The organism is Streptomyces sp. HUAS MG56 (assembly GCF_058673395.1).
Map to the genome: position 1 here is coordinate 43,164 of NZ_JBZWEN010000003.1, position 15,083 is coordinate 58,246.

Consider the following 15,083-nt stretch of genomic DNA (forward strand, 5'->3'; position numbering starts at 1 on the left):
CGGTCATGATGCTCACCACCGTCACCCTGCCCGACGGCACCGCCGCCGTGGTGCACACCAGCAGTCTCGGATGGGGCTCGATCAACATCGAGCAGTACGGGCTGCCCGCCCTCTACCGGAACGTGTTGGACGAGCTGCACGAGGACGCGTCCTGCACGGCCGTGCAGGAGCACGACGGCAGTGTGCTGGTCGAGTCGCTGCCCGGCGGCGGCCCGGGGGTGCTCGCGTACGCGCTGGCGCTGTGCACCGCCCCGGAGTGCCGTACCGCCGCCGAGTCCCACGAGAAGGAACACGGCGGCCCGCACCCGGAACTCGGCTACGAGCGGACCTGGGCCCGCAAGCAGGCCTCCGCCGAGGAGGGGGAGGAGGGCGACATGGCTAGGGAGTACGCAGACGCGGAAGTGCAGGACGTCAACCTGCACTGGCTCCAGCAGACCGACCCGGACGCCACCCGGATCTTCCGGTCCGGCTGCTTCACCGGCCTGCTCGACATCGAACACCCGGTGCCCGGCTTCGAGGGCTTCGACCTGGGCAAGGCGCTGGAGCTGTACGCGGCCGCCAAGAGCGCCGAGGGCCGGATGGACCGGTACGGCGCCCTGTTCGCCGGGACCGCCGACTACCAGTGGGATGCGTTCCTCCCCGCCGGCGCCACCCTGGAGGTCTCCCGGTGAGCAGCACCGCCGCTCTTGCCGCCCACCTGGGCTGGACGCCGTTCCGTCATCGGCCCGACTGCGCCAAACCGGCGTGGGGGATCGATCAGCGGATCGAGACCGACCAGTGGCGCGACCGCCGCGGCGGTCCGGAGCACGAGTGTTCCAACGAGGACTGCGGCCACGGCGACCGCTATGACAAGGTCACCGTGCGGGTGCTGTGCCGGTCCTGCCAGGTGGTGCACCTGATCAGCGGGGAGGAGCACAGCAGCCGGGCGACCACCACGGCGAGCACCGGCTACGGCCAGGCCCCCAAGCGCGTGGCCGGGCTGTGGCTCTATCCCGGCCCGCCGCTGCTCGACCTTCAGGACATGGGGCCCAGCGCCTACCTGTGCGCGCTTCAGAAGACCGACCGGCTGACCGAGAAGGACATCGTCGGCGTCATCGGCAAGGGCCGGGGCCCGCGCGGCGGCACGGTCTGGAGCGCGGGCGCCGACCCCGTCTTCAAGCCGTCCGCCATCGGCCGGAGCGAACTCCACCCGGCCTGGACGAAGGTCAGCGGCGACACGAAGTTCACGACCGTCACCGCGGCGGCGAAGTGGGTCAAGGCCCAGGTCGACGCGGCCACGACCGAGGAGGACCAGGACCAATGAGCAGCATCGAGCAGGGCCCGGACGCACCCCGGCTGCGGGCGGCGGTCGCCACGGCGCCGATGGTCGACACGGTGGGCGAGCTGCGCGCCCTGCTGGAGCAGCTCCCCGACGAGATGCCGCTGTCTCTGGACGACCACCACCGGGCTCTGCCGGGTGAGCCGGACCAGGTGCACACCATCCATCCCCGGCTGGTGGCCGTGGTCTCCGGGCTCGCCACCGAGACGGAGAGCAAGCAGCCCGGGCTGATGCTCACCCAGGTGTACGTGCCCTTCCCGGCCGAGGAGGAGCAGGCCGCCGTCGCCAACCGCGACGACCTGCCCGCGTACGGCGAACTCCCGCGCGCCGCCCACTACCTGGAGCGCGGGGAGCTGCGCCCCGGGCTGAAGGACGTCGCCGAGGTGCTGGAGGAGCTGGCGCACCTGGTGGGCGAGGTCGCGGCGGACTGCACCGAGCACGACGAGGACGGCTCGCAGCTCAGGGTCGAGGCGAAGCGGATCACCCACGCCGCCGAGCGGATCAGCAAGCTCGCCGACACGGTGGAGGAGGTCGCTGAGTGACGACCACCCAGGAGCACGGGACCGCGCTGGAGCCGGTGGAGGTGGTCGACGCCGAGCTGGTCGAGGACGACGCCCCTGGCGCCGGCGCGGTCGCCGTGCCCGACCCGGTGGACGCCGTCCTCAAGGCCCTGGACGCGGACGCCAAGGAGCACCTGGACGACATCCGGCCGAAGAAGACCAAGGACGGCTACGCGCGGGACTGGGAGATCTGGACCGAGTTCCACGACTGGCTCGCCGAGCGGACCGGCACCCTCCTGCCGCTCAGCAAGGTCACCGTCGGCACCTTCGTGTCGTTCGTGACGTACCTGGACCAGGTGGTCGAGGCGCCGCCGAACACGATCGAGCGCAGGATCACCGGCGTCACCTCGGAGGCCCGCAGGCAGGGCTACACGGTGCCCAAGGAGGCCACCGAGGCGGCCCGGCGGGCGCTGAAGCCGCTGAAGCTGGACAAGCGGCGCCAGCAGCGCGGCCGTGGCAAGGCCGCCGCCGTCACCCCGAATGACCTGCGGAAGATGGCCAACGCGCCGCGCGAGCGCCGCCCCCAGCCCGGAGCCCGGCGGCGGCGCACCATCGTGGTCCCGGAGCTGACCCGGCTGCGCGACAAGGCGCTCAACTCCCTGAAGTTCGCGGTCGCGGGCCGCAACGAGGAGATGTCCGAGCTGGACGACCCGGACATCAAGCCCGTGGACGAGGGCCTGATGGTGCACGTGCCCTCGGTGAAGGGCCGCCCGGAGCGGGACGTGCCTGTCACCTACGGCGAGGACATCGACACCTGCCCGGTGCGCTGCTGGCGCGCGTACCAGGAAGCCAAGCTGGCGGCCGGCGCCGCCCCCGGGGGACCGGCGTTCCTGCCCGTCGACCAGTGGGGCAACCAGGGCACTGCACGCCTGTCGCCGGACGGCGTCGGCCGGGCGCTCGCACGCTGCGCGCAGTACGCGGGCCTGACCGGGCGCCGGATCACCGGGCACTCCGCCCGGCGCGGTCTGGTCACCACCGGGCGCAAGAAGGGCAAGCGCGTCGAGAAGCTGCGCCGCCAGGGCGGCTGGTCGGCCAACAGCCCGGTGTTCTGGGAGTACGTGGACGAAGGTGAGGCGTTCGAGGACGCCGCGACCGAGGGCATCGGCCTGTAGCCGCAGTTCATCCACGGTGGGTGGCCGACGGGGCTTCCCGTCGGCCACCCACCGTTTCGGGGACCGCTGGCGCGTTCCCGCCTCCGTTGTCAGTGGGCGTCGGTATCGTGCTTCCTGCACGGCCACGCACAGGCCCAAGCCAGCCTCTAGCCCATGACTGGGGCGTTCTGAGGCGAAGGTGCCAGGACCGGACGGTCCCAGCGCATCAGTGCGGAGAGCACCACCGAGTTGGTCATCACCAACGCACTTCCGTATGCCCGCACAGTCCACCGTTCTCCGCGCGTGCATCGGGTCATGGGTAACCGCTGCACGCCGCCTCCGAAGGGGAGAACTGCCGTGGTCAAGGGACATGGAAAGAAGCAGCGCGCCAAGAACAGGTCGCGCCGTACCGGAGCCGCCCACGCGTCGGCGGCCGCGAATGCCGTCCACAAGCACGAGCCGTTGCCGGACCTGAGTGTCCTGCCGCTCGTACCGCACGGTGCGGGGCAGGCGCTCGATGTCGACCTCGCGGCCCGGCTGGTAGCCGCGTGCCGTGCCGCCTGCCGCCCGTGCCAGAAGTCGCTGGCCAAGCAGGTGCGGGAGAACCGGCCGACGCTCGCCGCGCTCGCCGGGTGCGTCTTCGGCATGCTGCCCGCTGCGGGGGCGTTCGCGTCCGGCACCACTCGTGAGTGGGCTCCGCTGGCCCGTACCGCACTGGCCCGCAACGAAGGCGTCGCGGCACTCGCCGCGGTGAGGGCCATGACGGATGAGCAGGCGTCGGACCTCCTGGAAGACGCGCTCGACCACTGGGCCATGGGCGGGGCCACGGCGGAGCAGCTCGCTGACATGATCAAGGTGGTCACCCCGAACGACCTCGGCATGTCCGCCGAAGAGGTCGCCGCGGCGGTCGACCCGCAGGCCCAGGTGTCCATCTACGCCGACCCGGTCGCCGGTACCGAGGGCGCGGGCGGGAGCGCCTACGGGCTGCACCTGGGGTTCGTTGAGATGCCCGACGGGCGCCCGCTGCCCCTGATCGCGTTCGAGCCGCGCGGCGCGAAGGCCGGGCTGGAGCACCTGCGCGACGAGTGCCGGTGGCAGCCGTGGGACGGGCGAGACAGCACCTTCCCCGGGCTGGACTTCAACTGGCGGATCCGCACGAGCATCCCCTCACAGGCCCTTGAGGAGATCGCCCACACCGACATCGAGGGCTGGGACGACATCAGGCTGTGGCGGGGTGAGGCCAAGGTGCCCGGCGACTGGTGGAAGCTGCTCGATGTCGCCTCCCACGCGCTGCTGTGCGGGCCGGTGTCTTCCCCGGACCCCGACGCGCTCATGGCGGCGGCCGCCAAGGGCGAGCTGGTCGCCGTCGTCGCCCGGGCGTCCTTCCAGTGACCGCCCGTGCCCGCCGCGAGCGGATCCCGCGCACCTTCCTGCCGGGCATCGCGGACATCCGGATCATGGCCGACGAGGCGACCATGAAGGCCGTGCTGGACGTCCTGGAGGCCAACTTCCGGTGCACCGGCGCGCGGACGTACGACGGCGGCCGCGCCTATCTCCAGCTGGACACCGGCTGCGTCGACCCCGATCCCGGCACGGACTGAGCTGACCTTCCCCGCCCCTGCCGCGTCCGCCGGCGGGCCCGGGCCACGGAACCACGGCCCCGGTGCCGTCCGGCGCGCACGCACCTGCACCACGGGAGCGCTGTCCGCGCCGGGCGGTGCCGGGGAAGCGGGGGTCTGGGGGCCGGCGAAGGCCCCCAGCAGCCACCCGGCCCAGCCACCACCACCACCCTTCGAGCAGAAGGAGAACCATGCCCAGCACCGACGACGTGAACCTCTCCCAGATCGCCCGCATGGCCGGTGTCGGCCGCGTGGCGGTCGTCAACTGGCGCCGCCGCCACGGCGGTCTCGACGCCACCGGCGGCACCGCCGAGAGCCCCACCTTCCCCCTCGCGGCCGCCGAACAGTGGCTGCGGGCCCTCGGCAAGCTCCCCCAGACCACCCCGGCCGAGCCCGCCACCCTGACCTTCGAGGGCGGGCAGACGGTCACCGCGTACGTCCCGGACCTGCGCGTGCCCGGCGCCGGGGACCGGTACGACCGGTACGAGGAGTTCGGCGGCTACATCGCAGCCGAGGGCCGCGACGGAATCCCGTGGCCCCGGGCTTCGGTGCGGATCGACGTCCCCGGCCAGACGCCGTACGAGGTGACCGACGCGCACGTCGACATCAGCTACGCGGGCGGCAACTGGCAGTACCTGAGCCTGATCTGGCCCGCCCCGCGGCGTCAGCTGCTGACCGCCGCCACCTCCACCGACGAAGGGATCTGACCGTGACCGACACCTACGAGACGGCCACCGAGGCGAACACCGCCGACCTCATGGCGGGCAAGAAGATCACGATGGACGAGATGGCGGTCGAGCTGGCCGCGATCGAGCTGCGGCTGCGCCAGCTCGCGCGGGCCGCCGAAGTGCCGGACACTCCGGTCGAACTCTCCGACACCATCGGCAACCTGCGCTCGTGGGCCTCCAGCATCCGCAAGGCCGGTAAGGAGCTGGGCGTCCTCGCCCGGATTGTCGACGGCGAAGTGCCGCTTGCCACCCGCTTCTCCAGCGGCGACCCGTGGGGCAAGGCGGCTCGGGGGACGGACCGCGAGGACTTCGGCGGCCCGGCCATCATCCCCACCCAGTGGCAGCTGTACCGCCTCGCCGAGGACGCCAAGCGCGTGCAGACGACCACCACCTACCCGGAGGCCATGGACGGCGTCGGACTCGGCTGGGAGTCCAAGGCGGCCTCCGCCCGCCGCCAACGGGAGCGGGACGCAGCCGTCACGGTCGAAGTCCTCAAGATCCGGTGTGAGAAGTGCGATGCCGGGGACGGCGAACCGTGCCGCACCGCCAAGGGCTGGCCCGCCGACAAGGCCCACGTGGGCCGCCAGCGCGAGGCCGAGGCGACGGTCGATGCCCGCCTCGGGTACCTGGACGTCAACCCCGTCGCGGTGGCCGACGCCTGAGTGTCCCGGCAAGGAAGGGCGGCCACCCCGACGGGGTGCCGCCCTTCCTCTGCGTCTCGCAACCGCCGACCACCGGCGCCGGGAAGGGCGGCCACTCCGCCGAGTGACTGCCCTGTGGCCTGCCGGGGTCACTGGCCTTCGGCGGGGTCGCGCACAGGTTGCCCGTTGCGTAACGTCAGCGCGTCGTACCCGTCGGTACAGCTCGCTTTTCCGACGCCTTCACGTGACCGTACTGCCGGTGCCGACGCCGGTATGCACGGTCTCGGCAACGAGCCGAGCAGTACTTTGCGTCCCGTCGCCGGGATCCGGCCGCGTAGGTCATGCGTCCGCACACCGGGCACAGCAGCCGACGCAGTAGGCGGTCGTTGTCGGTGGCCACGGCCTTCAACAGCAGTCGGCCGAGTGCGCCGATCCGCTCGGTGGCTTGCCGGTCCCTGTACGCCTGGGCTCGGCAGGCCGGGCCGCAGTACAGGCGCCGCCGTGTCGCGTTCTTCGGCAGTACGGCGCCGCAGACGTAGCAGTGCCGGCGGCGGGCCATACCTCCAGGATCGCTCGTGCGGACGGCTTGCGGTACCGCCGCGCATCGCCGGACGTGCTTCTACCGGCGCCCCTACGCGACCAGATCTCCGGTGGGGTGCCGCACCGCCGTCTTCACCGACTGTTCCAGGTCGTAGCGGTTCTCTGCGGTCTCGTCGGCGTGCGCCGTGATCGCGGCCTGAGCCGCCTCTGATGCCTCGCGCCAGCGGCTCCACTGTGCGTCGTACTCGTCACCGGTCAGGCCCGCGAGCCGGGCCCGTTCCTGTTCGGCGACACGCTCCAGTTCGATCAGGGGTTCGGGTATTTCTTTCACGTGCATGGATCCTAAGCGGCTGCCACGGAGAGCCGTCACCAGCGCTACCGGGCACACACGTCGAAGGTCACAGCAGCGGGGACAAGGCCACGGCCGCGTCGCATTCCTTGCAGGGGACCGCCCCGGCCCTGGTGCGCAGCACTTCCAGCGCGGCCAGGACGTCCAGCTCCTCCGCGCCGGCCGGGGCTTGCGGGCAGTCCCACACGTGCACCAAGACCTGGCCGGGACGCCCGGATTTCGGTGGGATCACCTGTACCTTCCACCCCCAGCGTCCGGCGGTGTCGACCGGCTTGTCGCCGGGCGGGCGGTGCGTGGGCACGTCGTCGTACGACACCCCGTCGGGCCGCTCGACCTGCGCGGGTGTGAGCCAGACCCGGTACTCGCGCGGCTGCACCGTCTCCGTCGGACCGTCCGTGATCCACATCGGGATGCCCACCAGGTACATCCAGCCGCCCACCGACCACTGTCGCCGCTCGTGCAGGACGCCGCGCACCGTCTGGCCGTCCGGCAGGGTGACCAGGATCGGGGGCGGAGACGCGTCGGCGGGCATGCGGCCACCGTATGCGACGCGCCGCTGGCCGACGGAGGAGTCCCGCACTGTCCACCAGCTCACGGCTGAAGCGGCGGCGGCCGACCCCGAGTAGGTCCGGCCGCCTGGTGTCACGGGCCGCCGGTCAGAAGGGCAGGCCGACCACTTTCTGGTGCGCTTCTCCGAGGATGTACTCGGCCCGCTGCTGCGGGTCCAGCCGTTCCGGGATCCGGTCGAGCCGCGCGGTCAGGTCGGAGAGGTACGCCTCGACCCGGGCGACGCCCTGCGGGTTCCGCGGCCGCATACGGGCGAGTGCCTTGCAGACCAGCCCGGCCCGCAGGCGCGGGATGGTGTACATCGGGTTGGTGGCCGACAGGTTGAGGTCGTTCAGGGGCAGCTCCCTGCCGACCTGCTCGGCGATGAGTTCATAGGCGCCGATGAGGCGTCCGCAGACGTAGCCGGGGGTGCTGCGGGTTTCGTTGAGTGGCACGGGATCTCCTGATCGCATCGATACGGGGGCCGGTGCCCTGCGCGGTTGCGAGGGCACCGGGATGCCGTTCTCTGGGTTTTGATCCTCACCTCGGCCGCCGGGCCGAGTTCTCGACCGCGCCGATGCCGCGCGGTGTGCCACGTGCTGCTTCGGACACTACCGCAGCGCACGGACAAGGGCAGGAGAGTGCCGTCAGGGACGGGACGGGCGGCGGCGCAGGTCCGCTGCCCATTCCCGGAGTGGGTCGGCGAGGGCGAGGTTGTCGCCCCGGTCCACGGTCTGGAGGAGCATGGCGCACACGGTGGCCTCGGCGGCGAGTGCGTCCGGGCTGCCCAGGAGGGGGAAGGCGCTGCGGACGCGTGCGGCGACCGTGGGGTGCAGCAGCGAGTAGGCGTAGAGCATGGCGCAGTCGAAGCCGATGGGTGCCTGCCCCCAGCCCTCCCAGTCGAGGATCTTCAGGGGGCTGGTGAGGTTCGCCCAGTGCAGATCGCCGTGTGCCGTGGCCCAGCAGGGCGCCTCCGGGGCCGGGATGCCCACGAACTGCGGGATGGCCCGCTGCATGTACTGCGTGCGGACGGTGACGCGGTCGGTGGCGGCCGCCGCGAGCTTCTGCAACGTCTCCGTCAGCTGGGCCCACCAGGTCTCGGGGAGGTCGAGGTCCTGGTGCAGGATCGGCGTGCCGGAGAGGACCGGTTCCTCTACCCGCAAGGAGAGTTCCGCGCGGTAGGCGGTGCCGTCCTCGGTGGCGTCGTGCAGGCCGACCAGCGCCGGGCGGTGGCCGTCGAGGTCGCCGAAGGTCCGCTGTGCCTCCCAGGCGCCTTCCCACAGCTTCCCGGAGGCCTTCTCCTGCCGTTCGGCGACCAGCCGCAGCCACACCGGTGCGCCGGCGGCGGTGCGGGCCGGGGCACCCAGGGTGCGCCCGGCCCATCCCCAGAACTCGCCGCCCGCCTCCACGGTCACGGCCAGAGCCTTCGCCGCCCGCCGGTGGTGGGCGCGCATGCGCTGCTCTACGGCCTGGTCAGACGGAGGCGAGTACACCGGTGATCTCCCGCAGTCGGGCGATGTCCACAGAGGGCTGGGCGAGTGCGTCAGCCGCGTCGTGCCAGTGTGCCGCACTGGAGGCGGACACAAGGACATCCGTCACCCCTGGGCATGACGCCGTTGCCAGCAGGCAGGCCTGAGCGGGTGTCAGGCCCGGCCGGATCAGGTCGACCAGTTCCTGGCCGACCATCTCCACCAGCTCACCGCCGTGCAGCGGAGCCGAGGCCATCACCCGCATCCCTGCTCCGGGGGCTTCCCACAGCGGGCCGCGCCCGTCCATGACCAGCTCGACCGGCGCCAGGTTCACCAGGCTGACCGGCAGTTGGATCGCCGTCAGGTGGTGCCGGGCGCCGCCTGCCGCCTCGGTGGCCAGCGCCGTCAGCAGCGGCACGGAGAACAGCCCGTCGGCGAAGCCGTGCCAGGTGGCCACCCCGTATCCGCCGACGTGCCCGGCCGCCACCTCCTCCTCCAGGACGGTGAAGGCCTCCCGCAGCACCCGGTACAGCGCGGCCCGGCCGCCCGTGTGCGCCCGCTCGGGGTTGTGCAGCAGGACCAGGTCCAGGCAGTCGCGCCGCAGTTCGAGGCGGTTGCGCCGGACCTGCCAGCGCACGTAGTCGGGCGTGAGGCTGTGCCCGGTGACGGCCTGGGCGGAGGTCAGTACGCCCTCCACCGCCGCGGCCCCTGCGGTCGCCGCGGTGAAGTAGCCGACCTTGGTGGACACCCGCACCCCGGGGTGGGCCGCCAAGCATGGGGCCAGCTGGGACTGTGCCCGGCCGGTGCCGTAGTTGGGCGCGGTGTCGATCCACTGGACGCCGGAGGCGGCCGCCCGCGCGGCCGCCTCCGGAATGTCCCGGCACCGGTAGGTGCCCAGGGCCAGCTGTGCCGTCACGGCATGCTCCCCACGGCCGCGGCCTGCCCGGCGACGAGTTCCTGGACGAGGGCGGCGACCGCGTCGACGTCCAGGTCGGCGGCGGCCGCGAGGGTGGCCAGGGCCACGGTCTCGCCATCGACCAGCGGGCGCAGCACCTTCTCGGCGGCCGGGGCGAACTCGTAGACGCTGCCCGCGGCCGCAAGGGTCACCGCGTCGTCGGTGACGTCCAGTACGGCGCGGGCGGTGGTCAGCCGCACCCGCAGGTCGCCGTCGGCCGGCACGCCGTCGACGTACGGCAGGCTCGGCGCCATGCGGCCCGGGTCCCGGCCGTCCAGTGCGGCGGTGTAGCGGGCGATCAGCGCCGGGTCATCGAGCTGTTCGACCAGCAGCTTGCGCAGCCCGTGCAGGACTTCCGCCTGTTCGGCCGGGGGCGCGAGGCGGGGCAGGTCACGGCGCCATTCCTCGTGCTCCAGCAGCTGCTCGCAGGCCCAGGCGACCAGGTCGGTGGGCGTGTGGGTCTGGAGTCCGCAGGTGACGTGCAGGGAGCGGGTGCCCTGGTCGGCGGCGACCGCGTGCCAGATGCCGCGCGGCACGTACAGCACGTCGCCCGCGTGCAGCACCAGGTCCGCCACCGGCTCGGCCGGGGGCTCGGCCGGGGTCTCGACATCCCGGTGCAGCGGGACGGGGCGGGTGGTGCCGTACAGGCGCCACCGTTTGCTGCCGTCGAGCTGGACGACGACGGTGTCGTGGTCGTCCCAGTGCACGCCGAAGCCCTCGATGCCGGTCCACGACGCGTACAGGTTGGTCTGCACGCGGGTGCGCAGGACGCGTTCGATGTCCTCGGCAAGCCGGGCGACCGGGCGGTGCATCTCGTCCACGGAGTCCAGGACGAGGGAGGCGCCGTCGGCGAGACGGGTGTGGAGTTCGGCGGGCTGGAGCCGACGCCAGATGGTGTGCCGGCGGGTGGTCACCGGCTCGGTGTAGGAGGTCACCTGAAGGGGTGCGCCGTCGCGGTGCAGCCGCATCCGGGGCGGCTCCAGCCGGTGGGTGGCCAGAAGCCGGGTGAGGTCGTCCCAGGTCATCAGCCCGGCGACGTCCACGGCGCCGGGGAAGTGGCGGAAGTCGCGGTGCAGTGCCTGGGCGGGGAAGGCCCCGCCCAGGCATGCCGCGATCGACGTTGTCGTCATCGCGAGTTGACCGCCCTCGTCAGTCGTTCGAGTCCGAGACGCCGGAGCTGCCGCCGTCCGAGGGGGTGGCGGTGCGCGACCGGGCGGCGGTGATCAGCCGCCGGGAACGCACCAGGCCGCCGGACGTGGCCGGGGTCTCGGCGGGCGGGGGCGTGACGGGAACCGGCATGAGGGTCCTCCTCCACTGGTAGGTCGGCCGGGCCTGGACGGCTCGGCCAGGGACATCCGTCAGTGAAGCCGGGCGCGCCGAGGCCGGTAAGACCCGTCGTGGGGGCCCCGTCACGGGGGTATCGTCTGCGCCGACGCTCCGTCATCCTGCGAGAGCCGAGGGGGACTCGTGGACGACTTACGGCCGTCACCGGCCCAGGTGCCGCCCCATCTGCTGCACGACCCGAAGTTCGTCCAGGCCGCCCGCGACCGGGACTTCCCGACGCTCTTCGCGATGGCTCACGGCCACGGGGTCAGCTACTACCGGCTCAGCGAGGCGTGCGGCATCAAGCCCGACCGCGTCTCCCTGATCGCGCGGGGCAAGGCGACGGTGACCGCGCTTGACACAATCGTCCGGGTTGCGGACGCACTTCGGATTCCGGGTGCCCATCTCGGGCTCGCTGCGCGACCCTGGGAGGACAGCACCCCTTTGCGCCTGGAGTCCGACGATGACGGAGACGACCCCATGAACCGCCGCCAGCTGCTGCGCGGCGCCCTCGCCGCCGGGCTCACCGGGGCGGCGCTGACCGCCTTGACCGACACCCGCCAGTCGCTGGACCTGGCGCTTGCCGCCGACACCGAACCCGCCGACCTGTCCGACCTGGAGGCGGCCGCCGAGACCTACGGCTACGGCTACCACGGGCAGCCTCCCAGCCAGGTCCTCGCCGACATCGTCGCCGACTTCGGTGAGCTGCGCCCCCTGCTGAGCACCCCTCAGCCGGTCGCCACCCGTATCCGGGTGTGCCGGACCGCCGGGCAGATGGCCGGCATGACGGCGATCGTGCTGATGGACCTCGGCGCCCGCAGGCACGCACGATCGTGGTTCGCCACCGCCGCCACCGCGGCCAGGGAGTCCGGAGACAAGCAGCTGCTCGCGTGGCTGCTGGCACGCGAGGCGATGGTGCCGCTGAACTACGGCGCCCCGCAGGCCGCCGCCCAGCTCGCCGAGCAGGCGCGGCGGGCCGCCGGGGACCGGCCGACCGCCGCGGCGACCCTGGCGGCCGCTGTCGCCGCCCGCGCCTACGCCCTCTCCCACCAGGTCGAGCAGGCCCGCGAAGCGCTCACCGCCGCCGACGCGTTCATGGAGCGGCTCCCCGCCGGCGCGCGGGCCGACACTTGGCTCACGCACGGCGAGCAGAAGCACCACGTGCACCTGTCCCACGCGCTCACCGCGCTCGGCGATACTGGCCGGGCACGCGAGTGCCAGGACCGGGCGCTGGAGCTGTCCGCGCCGACCAGCACCATCACCCGGTCCCTGCTCCGGATCGACGCGGCCGCCTGCCTCCGCCACGACGGGGACCCCGAGCAGGCGTGCCGCAGGACGGTCGCCGTGATGGACAGCCTCCCGGACGCCTACCGCACCGGGCTCGTCCATCGCCGGGCGTTGGACCTGTACCGCTCGATCCCCGCACAGCACCACCGTGAGGCCGCCGTACGCCAGCTCCGGGACGTGCTGGCCGCCTGACGGCAAAGGCGCCTTCAGGCCCCGGCCGTCTGCTGCGGCAGCGCGGAGTACGCCGCGGCGACGGCCTCACACGGCTCGTGCGGTGAATGCGACGAGTCCCCCACGGGAACCGCATCAGGCCCTGTGCCCAGCTTGGCCATGTACTTCTGCTTGGGCAGTGCGGCGACGCGACCCTTGGGGACGCCATCAAGGCGGACCTCCCAGGCATCAGGGACTCCGTCCTGGGCCACAGCCTCCCAGCCTTCACCGGGCGGCGTGCTTCGCGCGTCCCAGACGGAATGCCAGCCCGACCGGGAGGCGGCGTCCTCGAAGATTCTGATGAAGCCCATTCCCCGCCCCCGTCTGTCGTGCCGTCCATCGCCGCGATCTGCCCAGCTTCGTTGATGCCCACCGTAGCGACACCCGTCACACGGCGTCCGGCGAAGCAACCCCGTTCCGGGATCACGCCTGGTGCGGGTGCACTCCGGTTGCCCTCCATCAAGGGGAGTTCAGCTCTGCGCGGTGGTCTCACCCCTCAAACCCACCTCTTAAGAGGGGAATTTGAGGATTCCGTCGCAGGCCTCTCCGACACCCCCGTTGGAGGCCGGAGAGGGGGCCCGTACCGTCGGCGCGGAGGGTGCCTTACCCGGCCAAGGGGTACGGGTCGCTCTCGCCCGAGGCGAGCAGGGTGAGCTGTTCGGCGGCCGCGGTGGTCGCGGCGACGGGCAGCGTCAAGTCCTCCATCAGCGAGGACGGTTTGAGGACGGAGACGGCCCCGTAGACCGCGTCGCCCCACATGACCGGGGCGGCGACCGCGCTCCATCCGGGGATCTCCTCGCGGGCGACGGCGTACCCCGATTCACGGACCTGCGCCAGGGAGGCGAGGAACTCTCCGGGGGTGCGCACCGCGCCCGGACCGGCGCCGGCGGGTAGCGGCTGGTCGAGGATGCCGGAGACCAGGGACGCAGGGAGGTGGGCGGCGATCACCCGTCCGGAGGCGCCGACACGCAGGGAGTTGGCGATCTCGACCATGTCGGTGGCGCTCAGCCCGAGGGACTCGAAGTCGTAGCGGCCCGGTGCCCCGGCGGCATACGCCCTGCGGGGGCCGCCGTAGGGCGAGAGCACCCACAGCATCGCGAAGCCGTCCACGGTCCGGCTGAGGCCTTCCAGGGCGGGGCGGGCCGCCGCGGTGTCCAGCGTGGCGGCCATGGCCGCCACGCCGATCCGGGCGGCGCCGGGCCCGAGCCGGTACCGGCCGGGCGGCACCCGCAGGAAGACGGCGGTGGAGATCCCGGATTGCAGAATCCGGTAGACGACGGCCACGTTCAGACCCGTGGCGGCAGCGAGTTCGCTGGGACCGTGATCGGTGCCGGGCAGCAGCGTGAATGCCCGGACGACGAGCATGACCCGGTGAGCGTGAACAGTTCCCCCGGAACGCTCGACAGGCTCATTCTCGCAGGATTCGGCAGTTCGGATTTCCTTCGGCGTGGTGCAGCTGGACATGCTGTTCCTTGTCGCGCATGCCGCCCTTCCCTCCGCACGCGGAGGCGGACGGTCCTCCCCGATAGGGCGCCGTCCGACGCTCGGAGTCGCCGGTCGAACGCGCCCCCTACCCCTGATCCTCTCCCCACCCCCCGGTTAGTTGCGGATCGAACCACTGATCACAACCCTACATGCGCCACGCGGAAAGGCATCGCGGTTTTATAACACCCCATAGCGGGCGTAATCACCCCGGCATTGCGTGACGCGAAATACAGTCCGTTCGACACGCGAAAAGAGGGTGACCGACAATCCGATATTCAGGCGTATTACGCGGAGCGAAAACCACATGAGATGACAAGGATTGCGCGACGCGAAAAAAATTGACAGGCCCGATAAACGCCGCATTGAATTCCACTTCCGGAAGGAATTCGCGACGACGGGGGAGTCCCTTGAGTATCCACACCCGCAAGGCGTTCAAGACCCTGGTGCTCGGCACGGCGCTCGCGGGCGCCGTCGTGCTGCCCAGCGCCACCACGGCGTCCGCCGCGTCGGACCCCGTGCACCGGCCCGCGTGCGGCCGCTACCAGCTGCCGACCGACCACAAGTGCCTCATGGCCGAACGCGGCAAGCAGGTCAACGGGTGGAAGGTGACGGTCAACCTCCACGCGGAACAGCGGCGCGGCCACGACTGGGTGTTCGGCGCGGCCTGGGTCGGCAAGGGCGGGCACGTGTGGGTCGAGCGGCAGCACGCCGGGCACACGCAGACGCTGGGCAAGAAGACCACGCTGGGCGACGGCTCGGTGTCGATGGGGTCGGACGGGGCGGTCTACGACGGGCCCGGCTACATGGCCAGGGCCTGCGCGGACGTCAAGGGCGGCGCACTGCGCGCGTGCACGGACTGGTACTGACCGGCCCGAGACGGCCGCGCCGCCTCCCGGCAGGGAGGACTTCACCGCAGGGCGGGCACCCGAAGGGGCCCGCCCTGCTCCGTTCGCTCAACGAGG

At 72.2% G+C, this 15,083-nt stretch carries 19 protein-coding genes; 10 read left to right on the forward strand and 9 right to left on the reverse strand.

From position 1 onward, the window contains the following. Nucleotides 1–5: 5 nt before the first annotated feature. From AC4OXY_RS46855 to AC4OXY_RS46890, 8 genes are all read left to right on the forward strand, one after another. Nucleotides 6–671, forward strand: coding sequence for a hypothetical protein (locus tag AC4OXY_RS46855; protein WP_491995056.1), 666 nt, complete (start codon nucleotides 6–8; stop codon nucleotides 669–671). Then, nucleotides 668–1,303 carry a hypothetical protein gene (locus AC4OXY_RS46860; RefSeq protein ID WP_491994966.1) on the forward strand — a complete coding sequence of 212 codons (636 nt, stop codon included), beginning with the start codon at nucleotides 668–670 and terminating at the stop codon, nucleotides 1,301–1,303. Before AC4OXY_RS46855 ends, AC4OXY_RS46860 begins: the two co-directional genes overlap by 4 nt. Beyond that, nucleotides 1,300–1,860, forward strand: a complete 561-nt coding sequence (locus AC4OXY_RS46865; RefSeq protein ID WP_491994967.1) for a hypothetical protein — start codon at nucleotides 1,300–1,302, stop codon at nucleotides 1,858–1,860. The genes AC4OXY_RS46860 and AC4OXY_RS46865 overlap by 4 nt, the downstream gene beginning before the upstream one ends. Then, complete coding sequence (locus AC4OXY_RS46870; protein ID WP_491994968.1) at nucleotides 1,857–2,990, forward strand: site-specific integrase; 1,134 nt, start codon at nucleotides 1,857–1,859, stop codon at nucleotides 2,988–2,990. The genes AC4OXY_RS46865 and AC4OXY_RS46870 overlap by 4 nt, the downstream gene beginning before the upstream one ends. A gap of 336 nt (nucleotides 2,991–3,326) precedes the next feature. Next, nucleotides 3,327–4,361, forward strand: a complete 1,035-nt coding sequence (locus AC4OXY_RS46875) for a hypothetical protein (protein WP_491994969.1) — start codon at nucleotides 3,327–3,329, stop codon at nucleotides 4,359–4,361. After that, nucleotides 4,358–4,570 (forward strand): hypothetical protein, encoded by a 213-nt coding sequence (locus tag AC4OXY_RS46880; protein WP_491994970.1) that lies wholly within the window; start codon nucleotides 4,358–4,360, stop codon nucleotides 4,568–4,570. The genes AC4OXY_RS46875 and AC4OXY_RS46880 overlap by 4 nt, the downstream gene beginning before the upstream one ends. Nucleotides 4,571–4,779: 209 nt before the next feature. Further along, the gene (locus tag AC4OXY_RS46885; RefSeq protein WP_491994971.1) at nucleotides 4,780–5,295 is read left to right on the forward strand and encodes a hypothetical protein; all 516 of its coding nucleotides are present in this window, start codon (nucleotides 4,780–4,782) and stop codon (nucleotides 5,293–5,295) included. Between the two features lie 2 nt (nucleotides 5,296–5,297). Continuing rightward, nucleotides 5,298–5,978 carry a zinc finger domain-containing protein gene (locus tag AC4OXY_RS46890; RefSeq protein WP_491994972.1) on the forward strand — a complete coding sequence of 227 codons (681 nt, stop codon included), beginning with the start codon at nucleotides 5,298–5,300 and terminating at the stop codon, nucleotides 5,976–5,978. 610 nt (nucleotides 5,979–6,588) lie between these two features. Here the strand turns inward: AC4OXY_RS46890 and AC4OXY_RS46895 are convergent. The 7 genes from AC4OXY_RS46895 to AC4OXY_RS46925 form a co-directional block, all read right to left on the reverse strand. Continuing rightward, entirely contained in the window at nucleotides 6,589–6,828 is a 240-nt protein-coding gene (locus tag AC4OXY_RS46895; RefSeq protein ID WP_491994973.1) for a hypothetical protein, read from the reverse strand. A gap of 67 nt (nucleotides 6,829–6,895) precedes the next feature. Beyond that, nucleotides 6,896–7,378 (reverse strand): DUF6233 domain-containing protein, encoded by a 483-nt coding sequence (locus AC4OXY_RS46900; RefSeq protein WP_491994974.1) that lies wholly within the window; start codon nucleotides 7,376–7,378, stop codon nucleotides 6,896–6,898. A 124-nt stretch (nucleotides 7,379–7,502) separates the two neighbouring features. After that, nucleotides 7,503–7,847 carry a type I-C CRISPR-associated protein Cas8c/Csd1 gene (locus tag AC4OXY_RS46905; RefSeq protein ID WP_491994975.1) on the reverse strand — a complete coding sequence of 115 codons (345 nt, stop codon included), beginning with the start codon at nucleotides 7,845–7,847 and terminating at the stop codon, nucleotides 7,503–7,505. A 192-nt stretch (nucleotides 7,848–8,039) separates the two neighbouring features. After that, on the reverse strand, nucleotides 8,040–8,846 hold the full coding sequence (locus AC4OXY_RS46910) for a hypothetical protein (protein WP_491994976.1): 807 nt from the start codon (nucleotides 8,844–8,846) through the stop codon (nucleotides 8,040–8,042). 19 nt (nucleotides 8,847–8,865) lie between these two features. Beyond that, nucleotides 8,866–9,777, reverse strand: a complete 912-nt coding sequence (locus AC4OXY_RS46915; protein ID WP_491994977.1) for an aldo/keto reductase — start codon at nucleotides 9,775–9,777, stop codon at nucleotides 8,866–8,868. Then, a complete protein-coding gene (locus AC4OXY_RS46920) occupies nucleotides 9,774–10,946 on the reverse strand; it encodes a JmjC domain-containing protein (RefSeq protein WP_491994978.1) in 1,173 nt (390 codons plus the stop codon). Before AC4OXY_RS46920 ends, AC4OXY_RS46915 begins: the two co-directional genes overlap by 4 nt. A 19-nt stretch (nucleotides 10,947–10,965) precedes the next feature. Next, nucleotides 10,966–11,115, reverse strand: coding sequence for a hypothetical protein (locus AC4OXY_RS46925; RefSeq protein ID WP_266439125.1), 150 nt, complete (start codon nucleotides 11,113–11,115; stop codon nucleotides 10,966–10,968). A 168-nt stretch (nucleotides 11,116–11,283) separates the two neighbouring features. On the opposite strand from AC4OXY_RS46925, the gene AC4OXY_RS46930 reads away from it, so the two are divergent. Then, nucleotides 11,284–12,618 (forward strand): helix-turn-helix domain-containing protein, encoded by a 1,335-nt coding sequence (locus AC4OXY_RS46930; RefSeq protein ID WP_491994979.1) that lies wholly within the window; start codon nucleotides 11,284–11,286, stop codon nucleotides 12,616–12,618. A 14-nt stretch (nucleotides 12,619–12,632) separates the two neighbouring features. Here the strand turns inward: AC4OXY_RS46930 and AC4OXY_RS46935 are convergent, their stop codons facing one another. After that, on the reverse strand, nucleotides 12,633–12,947 hold the full coding sequence (locus AC4OXY_RS46935) for a hypothetical protein (RefSeq protein WP_491994980.1): 315 nt from the start codon (nucleotides 12,945–12,947) through the stop codon (nucleotides 12,633–12,635). A gap of 292 nt (nucleotides 12,948–13,239) precedes the next feature. Continuing rightward, nucleotides 13,240–14,001: an IclR family transcriptional regulator gene (locus AC4OXY_RS46940; protein ID WP_491994981.1), complete on the reverse strand. Its 762-nt coding sequence runs from the start codon at nucleotides 13,999–14,001 to the stop codon at nucleotides 13,240–13,242. Nucleotides 14,002–14,528: 527 nt separating this feature from the next. On the opposite strand from AC4OXY_RS46940, the gene AC4OXY_RS46945 reads away from it, so the two are divergent. Then, nucleotides 14,529–14,987, forward strand: coding sequence for a hypothetical protein (locus AC4OXY_RS46945; RefSeq protein WP_491994982.1), 459 nt, complete (start codon nucleotides 14,529–14,531; stop codon nucleotides 14,985–14,987). Nucleotides 14,988–15,083 lie beyond the last annotated feature (96 nt).